At 42.3% G+C, this 17,934-nt stretch carries 17 protein-coding genes and 1 pseudogene; 15 read left to right on the forward strand and 3 right to left on the reverse strand.

Annotation, left to right across the window (positions count from 1 at the left end):
- Positions 1-142 precede the first annotated feature (142 nt).
- A complete protein-coding gene (locus V7L07_RS31920) occupies positions 143-1,957 on the reverse strand; it encodes a proline--tRNA ligase (protein WP_335063487.1) in 1,815 nt (604 codons plus the stop codon).
- 181 nt (positions 1,958-2,138) lie between these two features.
- Between V7L07_RS31920 and V7L07_RS31925 the strand changes: the two are divergent.
- The 8 genes and pseudogenes from V7L07_RS31925 to V7L07_RS31960 form a co-directional block, all read left to right on the forward strand.
- A pseudogene (locus V7L07_RS31925) lies at positions 2,139-2,576 on the forward strand (Uma2 family endonuclease); the annotation flags it as partial.
- A 162-nt stretch (positions 2,577-2,738) separates the two neighbouring features.
- The gene (locus tag V7L07_RS31930) at positions 2,739-4,121 is read left to right on the forward strand and encodes a 1-acyl-sn-glycerol-3-phosphate acyltransferase (protein WP_335063489.1); all 1,383 of its coding nucleotides are present in this window, start codon (positions 2,739-2,741) and stop codon (positions 4,119-4,121) included.
- Positions 4,122-4,399: 278 nt separating this feature from the next.
- Entirely contained in the window at positions 4,400-5,374 is a 975-nt protein-coding gene (gene era, locus V7L07_RS31935) for a GTPase Era (protein WP_335063491.1), read from the forward strand.
- 86 nt (positions 5,375-5,460) lie between these two features.
- Entirely contained in the window at positions 5,461-6,138 is a 678-nt protein-coding gene (locus V7L07_RS31940) for a response regulator (RefSeq protein WP_179067025.1), read from the forward strand.
- 701 nt (positions 6,139-6,839) lie between these two features.
- Complete coding sequence (locus V7L07_RS31945; protein ID WP_335063493.1) at positions 6,840-7,280, forward strand: hypothetical protein; 441 nt, start codon at positions 6,840-6,842, stop codon at positions 7,278-7,280.
- 328 nt (positions 7,281-7,608) lie between these two features.
- Positions 7,609-8,082, forward strand: coding sequence for a TspO/MBR family protein (locus V7L07_RS31950; protein WP_179067027.1), 474 nt, complete (start codon positions 7,609-7,611; stop codon positions 8,080-8,082).
- Between the two features lie 90 nt (positions 8,083-8,172).
- On the forward strand, positions 8,173-8,646 hold the full coding sequence (locus V7L07_RS31955) for a TspO/MBR family protein (protein ID WP_335063495.1): 474 nt from the start codon (positions 8,173-8,175) through the stop codon (positions 8,644-8,646).
- Positions 8,639-8,761 carry a hypothetical protein gene (locus tag V7L07_RS31960; RefSeq protein ID WP_335063497.1) on the forward strand — a complete coding sequence of 41 codons (123 nt, stop codon included), beginning with the start codon at positions 8,639-8,641 and terminating at the stop codon, positions 8,759-8,761. The genes V7L07_RS31955 and V7L07_RS31960 overlap by 8 nt, the downstream gene beginning before the upstream one ends.
- Positions 8,762-8,861: 100 nt before the next feature.
- Here the strand turns inward: V7L07_RS31960 and V7L07_RS31965 are convergent, their stop codons facing one another.
- A complete protein-coding gene (locus V7L07_RS31965; protein WP_335063498.1) occupies positions 8,862-9,569 on the reverse strand; it encodes a M15 family metallopeptidase in 708 nt (235 codons plus the stop codon).
- 231 nt (positions 9,570-9,800) lie between these two features.
- On the opposite strand from V7L07_RS31965, the gene V7L07_RS31970 reads away from it, so the two are divergent.
- The 5 genes from V7L07_RS31970 to V7L07_RS31990 all read left to right on the forward strand — a co-directional run bounded on the left by V7L07_RS31970 (position 9,801) and on the right by V7L07_RS31990 (position 15,023).
- Complete coding sequence (locus tag V7L07_RS31970; RefSeq protein ID WP_335063500.1) at positions 9,801-11,270, forward strand: aminotransferase class I/II-fold pyridoxal phosphate-dependent enzyme; 1,470 nt, start codon at positions 9,801-9,803, stop codon at positions 11,268-11,270.
- A 202-nt stretch (positions 11,271-11,472) separates the two neighbouring features.
- Positions 11,473-12,456, forward strand: coding sequence for a choice-of-anchor A family protein (locus V7L07_RS31975; protein WP_335063502.1), 984 nt, complete (start codon positions 11,473-11,475; stop codon positions 12,454-12,456).
- Between the two features lie 135 nt (positions 12,457-12,591).
- Positions 12,592-13,611, forward strand: coding sequence for an ABC transporter ATP-binding protein (locus tag V7L07_RS31980; RefSeq protein ID WP_335063504.1), 1,020 nt, complete (start codon positions 12,592-12,594; stop codon positions 13,609-13,611).
- Positions 13,612-13,706: 95 nt separating this feature from the next.
- A complete protein-coding gene (locus tag V7L07_RS31985; protein WP_335063506.1) occupies positions 13,707-14,594 on the forward strand; it encodes an ABC transporter permease in 888 nt (295 codons plus the stop codon).
- A 36-nt stretch (positions 14,595-14,630) separates the two neighbouring features.
- Positions 14,631-15,023 (forward strand): hypothetical protein, encoded by a 393-nt coding sequence (locus tag V7L07_RS31990; RefSeq protein WP_335063508.1) that lies wholly within the window; start codon positions 14,631-14,633, stop codon positions 15,021-15,023.
- A gap of 82 nt (positions 15,024-15,105) precedes the next feature.
- On the opposite strand, the gene V7L07_RS31995 is transcribed toward V7L07_RS31990, so the two are convergent.
- Positions 15,106-15,543 (reverse strand): peroxiredoxin, encoded by a 438-nt coding sequence (locus tag V7L07_RS31995; protein WP_335063510.1) that lies wholly within the window; start codon positions 15,541-15,543, stop codon positions 15,106-15,108.
- 193 nt (positions 15,544-15,736) lie between these two features.
- On the opposite strand from V7L07_RS31995, the gene V7L07_RS32000 reads away from it, so the two are divergent.
- On the forward strand, positions 15,737-16,141 hold the full coding sequence (locus V7L07_RS32000) for an Npun_F0494 family protein (protein WP_335063512.1): 405 nt from the start codon (positions 15,737-15,739) through the stop codon (positions 16,139-16,141).
- Between the two features lie 288 nt (positions 16,142-16,429).
- Positions 16,430-17,914, forward strand: coding sequence for a cobyric acid synthase CobQ (cobQ, locus tag V7L07_RS32005; protein ID WP_335063514.1), 1,485 nt, complete (start codon positions 16,430-16,432; stop codon positions 17,912-17,914).
- The last annotated feature ends 20 nt before the right edge of the window (positions 17,915-17,934 follow it).

Below are 17,934 nucleotides of genomic sequence, written 5' to 3' on the forward strand. Positions count from 1 at the left end.
GAGAAGTGCGGTACTCAGACCCATGTTCCGCTCCGCTACACGGCAGGAGTCAGGGGTCATTCCCCCCGCTCCCTGCCCCCTGCCTCTTCGTTGAACAAGTATCTCCCTTGTCTCCCCCCTCTTCCTTGTCTCTTCTCCATACTTATGCCTTATGCCCTATTGCTTCTGTAATCCACTGTTTAAGTGTTGTTGTCACTTCATCAATGACTATTTCTTGGGATTTACGGGTGGCTCTTTCTACAACTTCAACTTTGCCATTAGCGATCGCGCGTCCGGTTACAATTCTATAAGGTATGCCAATCAAGTCCGCATCTTTAAATTTCACTCCCGCCCGTTCATCTCTATCATCTAGTAGGGTTTCAATTCCCGCTTGATTGAGTTCTGTGTAAAGTTTTTGCGCGATTTCGATTTGTTGAGCATCCTTAATGTTGGGAATTGTGACGATCGCGTGGTAGGGTGCGATCGCAACTGGCCAAATAATCCCATCTTTATCGTAAGATTGCTCGACGGCCGCTTGCGCTAAACGCGATACGCCTACACCAAAACAACCCATAAATAGCGGCTTTTCTTCACCCTGTTCGTTGGTATAAGTTGCACCCATCGCTTGGGAATATTTAGTGCCTAATTGGAAGATGTGACCTGCTTCAATTCCACGGGCACTTGCAAGAGTTTGTTCTGGGTTGTGGATGGCGCGATCGCCTGGTCTTGCTTTGCGTATATCTACTATACTAGTTGGCAACTTAAATTGCTCACTCCAGTTAGCACCAACTACGTGATAACCAGCTTCATTCGCACCTGTCACAAAGTTTTTTAAATCAACGGCTGTTTGATCAACCAAACGCAAAAACTTGGGATGGATCTGTTTATTGGCGGTAATATACTCATCTGCGATATCTGGCGCAATGTAGCCTAAAGGTAGAGATTTCGCTGTCCATGCTTGCTGTGCTTCTACATTTGGTACATTCAAACTAATAATAGTTTTAGCACCATATTCAGAAGCTACTTTGGTCAATTCATTTTGTAATTTGACTTCATTAACTTCCTGATCGCCTCGGATGCTCACCAAAACTAACACTGTTATACCATTATCATAAACTGTCTGATAAAGGACATTTTTAACTAATTGAGTGGGAGAAGAGTTGAGGAATTGACAGACTTTTTCAATGGTTTCTGTTCCAGGTGTATCGCGTTTTTCGTAGGTTGTAAACCGTGAGGTTTCGGCGTCAATTGGTAAAGAAACAGCCTTTTCTACGTTAGCGGCGTATTTACCATCCTCAGTGTAGAGAACTTCGTCTTCGCCAGCTTCCGCTAAAATCATAAATTCTGTGGAACCAGAACCACCAATTGCACCAGAATCAGCTTCCACTGCCCGAAAAGCTAAACCAGAACGTCGCAGGATATTGCTGTACGCTTTATACATATCCTGGTAAGTTTCTTTAAGGCTGGCTTCATCGGTATGGAAGGAGTAGCCGTCCTTCATGATAAACTCACGTCCGCGCATTAAACCAAAGCGGGGACGAATTTCATCGCGGAATTTGGTTTGAATTTGGTAGAGATGTAATGGTAGCTGGCGATAAGAGCGAATCATATCACGAGCGATCACTGTGATTACTTCTTCATGAGTTGGGCCTAATCCTAATTGTTGCTCGCGGCGGTCAATTAGGGAAAACATAATTCCCTCAGCTTTGGTGTAAGTGTCCCAGCGTCCCGATTCCTTCCATAAATCAGCCGGTTGTAATTGTGGTAAGAGACATTCTTGTGCGCCTGTAGCGTTCATTTCTTCGCGCACAATCTGGGAAACTTTTTGCAATACCCGCCACATCAAAGGTAAATAAGCATAAATACCGCTACCGATGCGACGAATGTAGCCTGCACGGAGTAATAATTTATGGCTAGGAATCTCAGCATCAGCCGGATCATCCCGCAGTGTAACAAATAACATTTGTGAAAGTCGCATCGTTTACTCCCTTTCCTGAATCTCTAATTTGTTTATAAACCAATACGCTTGGGTTAAGGTCTACTGGCAACAATTTTGGGTTTTTGCGAGGCGTAAATCGCCGTCTCTACAAGTGTTTTGTTGCTCATTATGAACTGTATTGTGATATGATTTTTGCACCTATTTAATCTAGGTCTAGGTTATGAGTCTTTTGACATTAAAACTAGACACCGTTCATTTTAGTGACGAACAATTTTATCACTTATGTTAAAATAACCGCGAATTGAAATTAGAACGCACTGCCAAGGGAGAATTAATCATCATCTCCCCCGTTGGAGGTGAAAGCGGTAATCGAGAAGCAGATTTAATTATCGATCTGGGAATCTGGAATCGGCAAACTGGACTCGGTTACACTTTCAGTTCTTCTACTATATTCAAATTACCTAATGGTGCTGACCGTTCTCCAGATGCAGCTTGGATTCAACGAGAACGTTGGCAAGCACTTACACCTGAACAAAGACGGAAATTTCCCCCCATTGCACCCGATTTTGTCATTGAATTAAGATCGGCAACAGATGATTTGGAAATGTTGCGTTCCAAAATGCACGAATATATAGGTGCAGGGGTGCAATTGGCATGGGGGAGCAATGCGATTTTGTGAGGTGGGTAAAAAAATACTCTATAAGTCTGCGTAGGTACGCTTCATTTTTTGTCGTGTGTGACTGCAACTTCAATCGTCAGGGTATCTTACAGCAGCTAAGATAGCTTAAAAGAAATCACGGCATCTTTAGGAGAAACTACCTTGGCAGATGTAATTTATCAAGCACAAGCACCCTTAGAATTTATTCCTCCGGCGTTTAACCCTTTATTGCTACGAGTCGTCAATCTATTGCTACCCAGTTGGATAAACTGGCAAACATCTATTACCCAAATTGAAGCAGATAACGTAGAAGTTCTGGTGGATCTCTATCGCCAGTTTCAGGAGGGTAAGATCCGTTTTATGCTGGCATTTCGCCATCCGAAAACAGACGATCCACTTTGTTTAGGTTACTTGCTGTCTCAACTCGTACCAAAGACAGCGCGATCGCAAGGTACAACGCTACAATTTCCGATTCACGCTCATTTTATCTACGATCGCGGCATTCCTCTCTGGGCAGGTTCTCACGTTGGCTGGATTGCTTCTCATTTAGGTGGTACTCCGATTCAACGGGGTAAAGCTGACTGGACAGGGTTACGTTCGGCGCGTGACTTGTTCGCCAATGGTAAATTCCCGATGGCAGCTGCGCCTGAAGGTGCTACCAATGGTTTATCAGAGAATATTAGTCCGCTAGAACCTGGTATTGCCCAATTAGGCTTCTGGTGTGCTGAAGATTTGCACAAAGCTGAACGCCTCGAACAGGTTTTAATTGTACCAGTTGGGATTAAATATAGTTACGTTGATGCTCCTTGGGATGCGATCGCTAATCTTTTAAGTGAATTAGAGGCGGCTAGTGGTTTACCTGCAAATCCACCAGAACAGGCTTCGGTAGAATCACTTTATCCCCGGTTGTTGACTTTGGCAGAACATTTACTTTTGCTCATGGAAGAATTTTATACCCGGTTTTATCATCAAAAATTGCCAGATCCCAAGATTATCAATGGGCAAATTCCTGATAGGAATGAAGCGTTAGCAGTTCGTCTACAAGCTTTGCTGAATGCAGCATTGTTAATATCAGAACAGTTTTTTGATTTGCAGTCAAAAGGTAATTTAAGTGATCGCTGTCGGCGAGTAGAACAAGCAGGTTGGAATTATATATTTAGAGAAGAATTTAAAGATGTAAAAGGAGTGTCTGCTGTCGAAAGAGCTTTAGGCGATCGCGTTGCAGAAGAAGCGAATGCACGGATGTGGCACATGCGTTTAGTAGAAAGTTTTGTAGCTGTTTCTGGTAATTATATTCGCGAAAATCCAACGGTAGAAAGGTTTGCTGAGACGACTCTAATTTTATGGCAAATGATTGCTAAAATAAAAGGGAATAAAGCTGTGCAGCGTCCACAATTGGGTAAGCAAAAAGTAAAAATAACTATAGGCGAACCTATATCTATTTCGGAACGTTACCCGAAATATCAAGAAAATCGTTTGGCTGCTAGACAAGCTGTTGCTGATGTGACGAATGATTTACAACAAGCGATGGAAGCTTTAATTTGAGCAGGACGGAAAGGACAATTGCTTTAGACACCTCAAATTATCTTGACAAAATAAGATAAATGTGCTTTGGTATCACGCAAAAGTCCTTCTTGATAAATGCCAAAGTAATCTTATGTTTGTTTTGTGTCTAAAAACAAAACAAAGTTGTCTCAGCTGTAAAATATAAGTGTAGAGCCAGTAGTAGATTAAACCTCGGCAAAAAAATCCCTAAAAATGCCAGGGTAATTTTATGCTTGTTTTGTGTCTAAGAAAAAACCAAGTTATCCCAGCTATAAAATATGAGGGTGGAGCCAAAGGTGACTAGTATTGATAATTACACTTTCTCTTTTCCAGGAGAAGTAACAATCCCTCAAGCTCCTCCTGAATTCAAATCAGGTTTTATCGGCATTGTTGGTCGTCCAAATGTCGGTAAATCTACTCTAATGAATCAATTAGTAGGACAAAAAATTGCCATTACCTCACCAGTAGCACAAACTACACGTAATCGTTTGCGCGGTATATTAACGACGCCAGAGGCACAGTTAATATTTGTAGATACGCCAGGAATTCATAAGCCTCATCATCAATTGGGCGAAGTATTGGTGCAAAATGCCAAAATTGCCATTGAATCAGTAGATGTCGTGCTATTTGTAGTAGATGGAGCGGTGGCGTGTGGAGCAGGCGATCGCTATATTGCTGAATTGCTCAGTCGCAGCAAAACACCAGTAATTCTGGGTGTGAACAAAACCGACCAACAACCGGACGATTCTCAGTATTTAGATGATAGTTACGCTCAGATGGCCCAATCTCATGAATGGGAAATCGTGAAATTTTCTGCCAAGACGAGTGCAGGATTACCGCAACTGCAAGAATTATTAATTGAACATTTAGAACTTGGGCCATTATATTATCCCCCAGACTTAGTAACTGACCAACCAGAGCGGTTTATTATGGGTGAATTAATCCGAGAACAAATTTTATTGTTGACTCGTGAAGAAGTACCCCATTCAGTAGCGATCGCTATTGACCTAGTAGAAGAAACTCCCAGCATTACTCGTGTACTTGCTACGATCAACGTCGAGCGTGATTCTCAAAAAGGCATACTCATTGGCAAAGGTGGAGCAATGCTCAAAGCAATTGGTAGTGAAGCTCGCGAACAAATTCAAAAGTTAATCGCTGGTAAAGTTTACCTAGAATTGTTTGTGAAAGTTCAGCCAAAATGGCGACAGTCGCGAATCAGTTTAGCAGAGTTAGGCTATCGCGTCGAAGAATAAATTAGTCATTGGTCATTAGTCATTGGTCAAAAAGGCAAAGGACTAATGACTAATGACAAAGAACAAATGACTCTTAATAAATAAAAATGTCTTTAGATACTCCCTATCCCTTAAACTTACCCGCCAATGCTCCGCCGTTGCGGGTGTTAATTGTTGAAGATGATCCAATGATGCAATTGGGATTAGAGCAATCGTTAATGGCTCATCCTCAGTTGGAGATTGTTGGACAAGCTGAAGATGGTTATTTGGGAGTTCAAGCCGCACTGCAACTGAAACCCGATTTGGTAGTTATGGATATTGGATTGCCACGATTGGATGGCATTGCGGCGACACAGCAAATTAAGGCGGCGCTGCCAGCAACTCATGTAGTTATGCTGACATCTCATCAAACAGAGACAGAAATTATTGCGGCACTATCTAGCGGTGCAGATGCCTATTGTATCAAAGGTGCAAGTGTAGAAAGATTGTTAAGTGCGATCGCAGCCGCAGTTGATGGTGCAGCCTATCTCGATCCCCAAATTGCGCGGCGAGTAATTGATAATCTCAAACCACCTTCACCCACTACCAACACAGCTAATTTATCTGGACGCGAATTAGAAGTGTTGAAACTCATGGTAGACGGGTTGAGTAACCCAGAGATTGCCGAAAAACTCTATCTCAGTCCCAACACCATTAAAACTCATGTCCGAGGGATTATGAATAAATTAGCAGTAGATGATCGCGTGCAAGCAGCAGTCGTTGCATTGCGTTCTGGGTTGGTTTGATTATATATAAATTAAACTTTACAAGTAGAGGCATACATATAATATATGTATGCCTCTATAACCGATTAATTCGATTAATTTGTCGCCAAGAATTTGGAAAAATAGTCTACCTCAAAGCATTTTCATTAAAAGAGTTTGAGAATTGATTAGGGTCTAGATGATCTGGAAATAGTAAAATTTCCTTGCCTTCTAAATTTGCCTTTTGGTGAAGCAAAATCGCCTTTTCCAAAGAACAATATTTAATTGGAACCCATCTGTCGCTATAAAAGTAGACAGTTACTCGGCTCATTGCATACTCTTTCAGCGGTAGTGGAACGTGCCAGGACGAGTCCACAATTTGAACTTTACCTGTCGAGTCCATGCTTTGAACCTCAGCTACTAAGTATATTTACTCTCGCTCATCATTCTTATTACTTTCACTCATCCAAGTGAATTATGGTAACTATCATAAGTAATAAGCTAATTTGTCTTTAAGGTAGAAGTTTAGGAGTCAACTAGCTTTTCGTCGGGGTTGAGCCTTAGTAGTTGGTAAGGAATTTTCGGGTAAAGTTTGACAGACTGTCTTTTGACGCAACTATTCTTTTCTTTTAAAATCTTTCTCCTAAACACTGGTGGAAAAATAGCATCAAAAATCTTGGAATTTTCCTTTAATTGCCTTTCCCCAGTCAACCTGCTTTACTTCACTTACTCTTAGAAACTCTATGTTCCACTTTACCTTAGAGAAGAATTTGGGATGGCTATTATTGATTTCGGTTTTGATAGCTACACCAGTTAAGGCCCACACAGAAAAGGTATCAAAAGATGTGGGCGGAATGCTGCATATTGAACCCCATGACAATCCTCAAGCTGGCAAAACCGCTCATGCTTGGATTGTCCTCACCCGTAAAGGCGGGCAATTAATTCCCCTAACCCAATGTAACTGTCAGTTAGCTGTCTACCCTCAACCTCACAACGAAACTGATACCCCATTGCTAAAGCCAACTTTACATAATGTGTCAACCAAGCAATATAAAAGCATTCCCGGAGCCGAGATTGTATTTCCCAAAGTAGGAACTTATGAATTGGAATTAAGCGGTAATCCTAAATCTGGAGCTAGTTTCAAGCCTTTTGTGTTGTCTTACACTATCACAGTCGGCTCATAAAGATTGCTCTGCGTACCTACCCTGCGGGAAGGCGAAGCGCCTATGCGTTTACCTCTGTGTTCCTCTGCGTTTAAAAAAGTTACGAACTTATGCAAAGCTGCACTTAGTATGGTACAAACTTCACTGTAATCGCGGTGCGATCGCCTCCAAACCAGTAGCGATCGCCTAACCTTTCAGCTTCTACCCAATGCCCATAATTTAAAATCCTGCCAAACGATATCAAGGTTTCAAACTCAGGGATGATGAGTAATTAGCAATTAAATTGACAAAATCACACTATAAAGAGTGATATTAAGCGATAGATAGCGCTTGTAAAGGACTAACGGGCATGATTAAATCTTGGATGGTGATTGGGGGTGTGGCTTTCTTGGTTGCTTTAGCCGCGAACGTGATTACGCCTAGCGATCGCCAATGGTTCAAGCGTTTACAACGACCAAGATGGCTAACTTTTGAGGGTGCAATTCCAATTATCTGGACTGTAATATTTATTTGTGGTGCTTGGTCAGCTTATATTGTCTGGGAAAAAGACCCAGGAAGCACTTCAACCTGGTTAATTATGGCTTTATATCTGCTATTAGAAATTGTCACGATTGCTTATACGCCTGTCATGTTTAAGCTTCGCAGTCTGAAAGTGGGCACAATTCTCGGTGGCACAGGTTTGATCATCAGTGCTTTATTGATACTTGCAGTCTTAGGTTTTTCTGGTTGGGCAGCACTATTACTAGTTCCTTATTTGCTCTGGAGTCCCATTGGTACTTATACCACTTGGCAGATGATCAGTCTCAATCCTCAAGATGCCTAAGAATCGCCCCAGAGAATGATTAAACATATAGCCTAAATTGTCAAACTTGCAGTGTATGACTTGACAAAATACACAAAACTTGAGTGCATTATGATTCCATCTTGGATAATAATTGGGGCTGTAACCTTCTTCATTGCTCTTGGGAGTTTCTTGATTACGCCGCGTGATGTTAAATGGTTTGCACATTTAAGTCGCCCTCGCTGGCTAGTTTTTGAACCGCTGATTCCGTTTATCTGGACTGTGATTTTTATTGGTGGTACAGCTTCAGCTACTATTGTCTGGCAAAAAAATCCTGGAAGCCTAATTACTTGGCTATTAATGGCTTTGTATCTCGTGGTAGAAATTATCACCATCGCCTACATACCTCTAATGTTGAGATTTCGCAGTCTCAAAATTGGGGAAATTCTTGGGCTAATGGGTTTAATTTTAGCCGTTGTCCTGGCAATCTGCGTTTTACCGATTTCTCTAATGGCGGCGCTGTTACTCCTTCCCTATCTAGTTTGGACTCCCATTGGTACTTACACTACCGACGAGTTAAGAGAGTTAAATCCTCAAGATGCTTGAAGAAGTATTCAGTAGTCAGAAGAAGAAAGTGTGGGATGAACGCTTATTTATTCCTTATGGATTCCGCAATAAAGATTCAGCATTTAGTTTCACCATTTATTCAGCATTAGATTGAACAAGTCTGCCAGTCAGACTCCAATTCAATTCTGTTAGCGGTAGCGGGGCGTTTAGCCCATTCTGAATTCTGACTCCTGAATTCTTTTGTGATAACGCATCTATATAAGCCGTCCATAACGTGCTGCGACAGGATTGGCTGGATTGGATTGATTATTCAGCCAAGCCCACATTTGATCGCCGATAGAAAAATGCCACCATTCTCTAGGATTGCGTTGAAAGCAGGCTTTTAACATTACATCTCGCAATAACTGACGGGAAGTATGATACTTTTGTGCTTCTGAGTCGTCGCTATTGGCATAATAATTGGGATGCGATCGCTCTGACATTTCATCAATTGGCGAACCCATATTCACTATTTTCCCAGCATCATCTACCAGCGTTACATCTACCGCCCCACCAGTACTGTGAGGAGGCGGAGTTTTTTCATCCAAACTCGGTACAGCCCAAATTTCATAAACTGCTTCCCAAATTTCTTGACGTTGGTTTGGTAACAACTCCACCTCAGTCAGTCCCCTATCCTGGACTGCTTGGGCGAAGCTGTAATCTACCATAAACTGCTGAACTGCGATCGGGCGATAGGCGTCAAAGATTTGGATATGCCAGTTAGGATACAGAATATTAAGATAATTTTGCGCTTGGAGCAAATTTTCGATCACGCTTTGACGGAGATAATAAGGAGAGCGATCGCCATAAGGCGCACCTAATTTTTCATAAGGGTGGGGAAATTCCACCGCAAATAATTCTAAAGGAATCTTGATTAGCGGTTCACCACACTCGAAAATTGGGATTTGATGATAAGGCCTCATGTGAATAATTCGTAATTCGTAATTATTACTCTATGCTGTGCATTAGGCAATTGCCAAATCATAATGTAAAACTAAGATGTAATTAATCAAACGTAGATAAGGATTTTTAGTAGTAGTTTCCCATATTGTCCGCAGCCTGATTCCGTTTCTATCAGGTAATGTTCAATCTACCTTAAACTATTGACCAAATTTACAGTTTGTTTTTTTAATTACGAATTACGAATTATTTTAATGCTCAATCAAAACCAAACACCCTTATTAGATGCCTTAAAAGCCAATGCAGCAAGACCTCATGCGCCTTTTTACACTCCAGGACATAAACTAGGTGAGGGAATTTCTCAACCCTTGGCTGACTTACTTGGCAAAGCTGTCTTTCGCGCTGATTTAACTGAATTAGCAGATTTAGATAATCTTTTTGCACCCCAAGGCGTGATTCAAAAAGCCCAACAACTTGCATCTGAGGCCTTTGGCGCTTCGCAAACATGGTTCCTTGTCAATGGTTCTACCTGTGGGATTGAAGCGGCAATTCTCGCTACCTGTGGTACAGGCGATAAAATTATTCTGCCTCGAAATGTGCATTCTTCGGCGATCGCAGGTTTAATTCTCTCTGGTGCAATACCAATTTTTCTCAATCCTGAATATGACCCAGTTTTAGATATTGCCCACGGTATTACACCCAATGCTGTGCAATCTGCACTCCAACAGCATCCAGATGCGAAAGCAGTGTTGGTAGTTTATCCAACATATTACGGTGTTTGCGGAGATTTGAAGGCGATCGCCAACATCACACATCAATATAATATCCCTCTACTTGTAGATGAGGCACACGGCGCACACTTTACTTTTCATCCCGAATTACCAACTCCAGCTTTAGCGGCAGGTGCGGATTTAGCTGTACAATCCATCCACAAGGTACTTGGTGCAATGACACAAGCATCAATGCTGCATATCCAAGGTAATAGGATAGATAGCGATCGCATCAGTAAAGCTTTGCAACTCGTACAATCTACCAGTCCTAGTTATTTACTTTTAGCTTCCTTAGATGCAGCACGTCAGCAAATGGCACTCCACGGAAAAACGCTGATGTCTCGCACCTTACAACTTGCTGACGAAGCTAGAACCAGAATCAGTCAAATTCCTGGATTATCAATTTTAGAAATGCCTCCCTTGGGGGAATCTCCTGACTTTGTGGCTTTAGATAAAACACGACTAACTGTCACAGTTTCGGCTTTAGGCTTAACCGGATTTGAAGCAGATGAAATTTTGGATGAAAAATTAGGTGTTACTGCTGAATTCGCCTCACTGCAACATCTCACCTTTATCATTAGTTTGGGTAATACCTCAGCCGATATTGAGCAATTAGTCCAAAGTTTTACCACCCTCGCTCAAGAATATCACCGAACTGATTTAACAGTTCAAAACCAAGTTTGGCAAAATCTGGATAAAATACCGAGTTATGCTTTACAACTTTCTCCCCGCGAAGCTTTTTTTGCAGTTAGTGAAACATTACCTTTGTCACAAACTAATAAACGCATCTGTGCCGAAATCATCTGTCCCTATCCCCCAGGAATTCCTATGCTAATGCCGGGAGAAGTCATCACCAAATCTGTCCTGCAATACCTACAACAAATCCAGACTATGGGGGGATTTATCAGCGGTTGCAATGATATTAGCCTCAAAACTTTGAAAGTTGTGAAATAACATCCTAAATCCTAACTAGTGAATTATTTTTGATAAAAATTACACTAACTTAGGGAACAGCAAATATACAGTTCCAAGGAGATAATAAGTAAAAATACATATTAATTATACTAGCTATGAAACTTCAATGAAAATAGCAGCAAACTAATGCCATCTTTGATTTATACCCATAGGATCGTATTGATGATTACTAAAACAAAAGATGAAATCGAAAATCTATTATGTTTGGAGATTAGTAGCAACTCCGATTGTAGTCACTCTGGCGCTGGGTTTCTCAGCAAGAGCGAATGCAGTTGAGTTAGGTGCTGCCTCTGATTACAATGTATTTGTTTTGGGAGATATAACTCAAAAATATACAGATATTGAAGGAAAACTTGCTGCTGGCGGTAATGTGAATTTCGTGGGCGGACTTGGAAGCAGACTTTCTGGCAATAGCGGCAACGTAGTAGTAGCTGGAAAAAACTTAACTCTAAGCAACGGTCAAGTCTACCACGGTAATGCTGTCTACGGAGGCAGTGCCAATGTGTCTAGCAATGAAGGATTTCCACAGGGAACTTTCACCAAGGGTAATCCCATCGATTTTAATGAAGCAGGGAAACAACTACGAGGACTATCTCAATATTTGGCAACCTTAACCCCTACTAGTAAAACAACTGTTCAATCTTGGGGTGCTATTAACCTTAGTGGTAGTGGTACTGCTTTAAATGTTTTTAATGTTGCCGGATCAGATGTCTCCAAAACAAACTATTTTGAAATTAAGGGGGATGCAAATTCAACTATTGTTGTCAATATCAGCGGTAAGGATGTGTCGCTGCAAAACTTTGGGTTCAATATCCTTGGCACAGATAAACAAAAGGTGATCTACAACTTCTATGAAGCGACAAACATAACTGCCAGTGGGATTAGCATACTAGGGAGTATTCTTGCACCTTTGGCTAATTTCAATTTCAATAACGGTCAAGTTAACGGCAATGTGATAGTAGCTTCATTAACAGGAAATGGCGAATCTCACAACTATCTGTTTAATGGCGATCTGCCAGATGTCCCAACTAAGTACTACACTCCGCCTACGCCTCCTACTCATACTCAGGTTCCAGAGCCGACAAATCTTTCAGGTTTAGGATTAATTGCTGTAGCATTTGGTTTGTTTCGCTACAAACGCAATCCAATAACTTGCTTAAAATAGCTAGAAATTTTTGGCAGCATAGCGCATGACGCGAATTTATTTAGAGATTTTCGCTCATGCGTTATTTCCTTACTCCCTACCTTCTACAATAAGGATAGACTTTATTGAGATTTGTATAGTTGGGGATCAGCTGTCATGGCTCCCGCCGTTTTCATTCAAAATTTGCAAAAGCGCTACGGCACAGTGGTTGCCGTCCAAGATGTTTCCTTTCAGGTAGAACCAGGAGAAATCTTTGGTTTACTTGGCCCCAACGGTGCTGGGAAAACTACTACCTTGCGTACCTTGTGTACGCTGACCACACCTGATGCTGGCAAAATCGAAGTATCTGGCATTTCTGTGTTAGATAATCCGAGAGTGGCAAGACAACGACTAGGCTATGTAGCTCAGGAAGTCGCTATAGATAAGGTGCTGACTGGAAAAGAACTGCTGCAATTGCAAGCAGCACTTTATCACCTCCCAAAAGCAGTAGCCAAACAGCGTATTGAGACGGTATTAGATTTACTCGGTTTGCAAGAATACGCCAATAAAAAGACAGGAACCTACTCTGGCGGTTTACGCAAGCGCCTAGACTTGGCTGCTGGGTTGCTCCATGCACCAGATGTTTTGGTGTTGGATGAGCCAACTGTAGGGCTTGATATAGAAACCCGTTTTGTGGTATGGGATTTCTTGAGAAAATTACGCGCCTCTGGGACGACGGTAGTAATTACCAGCCATTACTTAGAAGAAATTGACGCTCTAGCCGATCGCGTGGCAATTATAGATCGCGGCGTTGTGATTGCCAGTGGTACACCTTCACAATTGAAAGATCAAGTCGGGGGCGATCGCATCACCTTGCGAATCCGCGAATTTTCCCCCATTGAGGAGGCTGAAAAAGCCAAAAACCTCCTGAAATCTTTGCCCTTTGTCCAAGAAGTAATCATCAACAGCGCTCAAGGTAATTCCCTTAACTTAGTGGTGACACCTCAGAACGATGTTTTGATTAACATACAGCAAGCGCTAACAACCTCTGGCTTGCCCATATTTGGCATCGCCCAATCTCGCCCTAGCCTTGATGACGTTTACCTTGCTGCCACAGGACGCACCTTGTTGGATGCAGAACTGGCAGCTGTCGCCACCCGCGATCCCAAAGCTGAGAAAAAGCAGAATATGAGATAGGGGCTGGGTACTGGGGACTGGGAAAGAGATAACCTAATCCCCAATCCCTAATCCCCAATCCCTAATCCCCAACCCCTAATCCCCAATCCCCAATCATGAGCGTTACTCCTAAATCTGATATCAATTGGCAGCCGTTAGCATCGCCGCAAGCAGATGCTAATACTGCGCCTAACTTTTTCGGTGAATTGGTACAAGAGACGTTGGCTTTAACTCGTCGCTTGTTTATTCAGTTGCAACGCCGGCCCTCATCTTTAGTTGCTGGAATTATTCAACCAGTAATGTGGTTAGTGCTATTTGGTGCTTTGTTCCAAAATGCTCCCAAAGGTATATTTGGCAATACAACAAATTACGGTCAATTTTTGGCTGCTGGCATCATTGTGTTTACAGCCTTTGCTGGGGCGCTGAATGCTGGTTTACCCGTGATGTTTGACCGTGAGTTCGGCTTTTTGAATCGTTTGCTGGTAGCACCATTAGCATCACGGTTTTCTATTGTCTTTGCTTCAGCAATCTTCATTATCAGCCAAAGTTTGTTGCAAGCAGCCGTAATTGTTGCAGCAGCAGCATTCTTAGGGGCTGGACTACCAGATGTTGCGGGTTTAAGTGCGATCGCTCTTATTGTCTTGCTCTTAGCTTTGGGTGTAACAGCCATCTCTCTCGGTTTAGCTTTCGCTCTACCCGGACACATTGAATTGATTGCAGTGATTTTTGTCACTAACCTACCATTATTGTTTGCGAGTACTGCTTTAGCACCTCTATCTTTCATGCCTCAGTGGTTACAGATTATCGCCACCCTGAATCCTCTTAGCTATGCGATCGAGCCAATTCGCTATCTCTATTTCCACAGTAATTGGGAATTAGGTAGTGTAGTGATGCAGGCTCCTTGGGGCAATGTTACCTTTGGGGGAGCGTTGCTGGTGTTGTTTGGCTTTGCCCTAGTTGCCTTAGTAAGTATTCAACCCCAACTGCGTCGGACTCTTGCTTAAAGAGATAAAATAGATAAATTTTAGGGTAGAAACCCCATGAAAAAACCATTTTTACAAATTACTAGACTGTTTGTAGCTACGGCAGCAGGGATTAGCTTTGCTTCCTTGCTGATGGCTCAACCCAGTTCCGCTCAAATCAGCAGCCCAACGGATGCTTTTCCCAGTAATAGTACCACAGACCAAAATACCGATCCTTTCTCCCGTTCCAACTCAGACAATTTCAATATGTTTGATCTGATTCATCGGGCGAATTTCGGGACTCTCAACTGGAATTCTGACCAACAGAACGAAGAACTAAACTCAGCCGCAGCAGCCTTTAAAGCAAGGCAACAAAAATTAATTCAAGGTCAACAACGGCAAGCAAACCCCAGTTCGCCTACACTACCATCAACTACGCCGCTATTGGTTACACCGCCATCAGGTAACTGAAGTCAAACAAAGAACCCCAAGCCTCTAGAGGCTTGGGGTTGAGATATTTAAAAAATCCTTAATTGATCGATTACGTCAAAAACTACAGGCCAAGTGCAGCTAAAACATCGCTAGCATGGGTGGTAGTATTTACACTAGCGTCAACATGGGTAATTTTGCCGTTGGGGTCAATTACGTAAGTGACGCGCTTGGCATAACCACCGCCATCCACATCGAAAGCTTTGATGAGGGATTTATCGCTGTCTGCCAGTAGGGGAAAATTCAAATTATATTTTTGGGTGAATGCCTGATGGGAGACTTCATCATCTGCACTAACTCCCAAAACTACAATATCTTTGCCTTGATATTCAGGTTGGGCATCCCGAAAACTACAGGCTTGTTTGGTGCAACCTGGCGTGTCATCTTTGGGGTAAAAATACAAAACCACTGTCTTTCCGGCAAAATCAGATAAAGAGACTGTGTTGCCGTTTGTATCTTTGGCGGTAAATGCAGGTGCATCCGTACCAACTGCTAGAGGCATAATTAACCTTTCCTGTTTCAGATTGTTGATGCACTTGAAATTTTACATTAATTTATAATGATTATAATAATTACTAAAAAATAGCATAACTATACTTTAGGTAACTAATTTTGGTTTAATGGGGTATTTGTTGCAATAAAAAATATATTCTTCAATTAATCTTTTTGAAAATAAAAATTTCTACCCATACACAATGCCTGTTGTTGATTCCCAAAACCCAAATATTTTTGTCTATCCTCAAAGCACAGTAGAAAGAGCCGAGCGATCGCTAGTGTGTTCACCCTTTAATGTATCTTTATTTGAAGTGATGAGACACCAGAGTGTGTCATTAACTGCGATCGCTCTAGAAAATGGACTTCAGCAGGGCTATACTAAGCGTCCTTTGTCAGAATTAGCCTGTGATAACGCCTTGGGCTGGCTAATTCAAGTGGGTGTATTGCGGCGAGAAGTCGATGGACAAGGGATTACAGATAGTTTTCGCCTCACTCCCTTAGGACGCCAGTTAGTGGAACAATATCAAGGAAAAAATTGGCGTACTCCTTCATGGCGCGATCGTTTCTATGATGTTGTGATTCGTTGGTTACGGATACCTTTTTAGAATCAAAACCCCAAGAGTTAGGATTAGGGAATCAAAGGGAACAATATATACGGAAACATCACATCTATTCATGAAGTCTTTACCATAACCATCTAATTGAAGTTTGTTATGGTGGGCATTGGGAATTGGGCATTGGGCATAAGAGGCAGAGGGGAAAACTTACTGCAACTCTCGCCTGCTTCCTCATCTCCCTGATCTCCCATACTTTTTAAATGATGGACTGATTGTTACATAACTTTCGCTCCTAAAAATTAACCCTGTATCTTGAAAAACTAAGTGATAGCGACTATGAAATCAATTATGGTGGTGGGGACAACATCTCATGCAGGGAAATCACTTTTAACTACAGCTATTTGTCGCATTCTGTCGCGGCGTGGTTGGCGAGTGGCTCCCTTCAAAGGTCAAAATATGGCTTTAAATTCTTATGTCACTGCCAGTGGTGGAGAAATTGGCTATGCCCAAGCAGTGCAGGCTTGGGCGGCGGGAGTAGTGCCTTGGGTAGAAATGAACCCAATTTTACTCAAACCCCAAGGGGATATGACTTCCCAAGTAATTATCAAAGGTAGGTCTGTAGGCAAAGTGAGTGCTTCAGATTACTACGAGCAATATTTTGAACTGGGATGGCGGACAATTGAAGAATCGCTACAGCATTTAGGAACAGAGTTTGACTTGGTGGTTTGTGAAGGTGCCGGTAGTCCAGCGGAGATTAACCTCAAGCACCGCGACTTAACTAATATGCGGGTGGCAAAACATTTAAATGCGCCAACCATGTTAGTAGTTGATATTGACCGGGGTGGTGCTTTTGCCCATGTTGTTGGCACTTTAGAGTTATTAGAACCAGATGAACGCGCCTTAATTAAGGGTATAGTCATTAACAAGTTCCGAGGACAGCGATCGCTTCTAGATCCAGGGATAAAATGGTTAGAAGAACGTACAGGTATCCCCGTTGTCGGTGTTATACCTTACTTACAAGAAATGTTCCCAGCAGAGGATTCTCTTGACCTGCTAGAACGTCAATCTTCATCAAGTAAAGCCCAAACTGACCTCAACATTGCCGTCATCCGCTTACCAAGAATTGCCAACTTCACTGACTTTGACCCACTGGAATCAGAAAGTACAGTTTCAGTAAAGTACCTCAGTCCAAAGCAAGATTTGGGACATCCTGATGCCGTGATTATCCCAGGGACAAAGACCACAATTTCTGATTTGCTACTGCTGCAAAAAAGCGGTATGGCAGAAGCTATCCAACACTATGCAGCTTCCGGCGGAACGGTTTTAGGTATCTGCGGTGGCTATCAAATGCTTGGTCAAATCATTGCTGATCCAGAAGGAATAGAAGGACAAGCAGGCAGATTCCAAGGGTTAAATCTTTTACCAATCAGAACTGTCATTACCGGACAAAAAATCGCCCGCCAGCGCCAAGTTAGCTCAAATTATCCACAACAGGGCTTGCCAGTTAATGGCTTTGAAATTCACCAAGGGCGATCGCGCATCGAACAACAAGGCATAGACCCCCAATCGTACCACGCCCTATTTGACGATATTAATTTAGGATTAGTAGATAGTTGTCAATCGGTGTGGGGAAGTTACCTCCACGGGCTTTTTGACAATGGCCCTTGGCGACGGGCTTGGTTAAATCGTCTCCGTCAACAGCGCGGTTTAAAATCTTTGCCCACAGGTGTTGCTAACTACCGAGAACAGCGAGAGCAGATTTTGGACTCTCTAGCCACTGAAGTAGAAAGCCATTTAGACTTAACTCCATTTTTATCTTAAACTAAAGTGCGTATTTTTTC

It is taken from the genome of Nostoc sp., from assembly GCF_036916985.1.
Lineage (GTDB): Bacteria > Cyanobacteriota > Cyanobacteriia > Cyanobacteriales > Nostocaceae > Nostoc.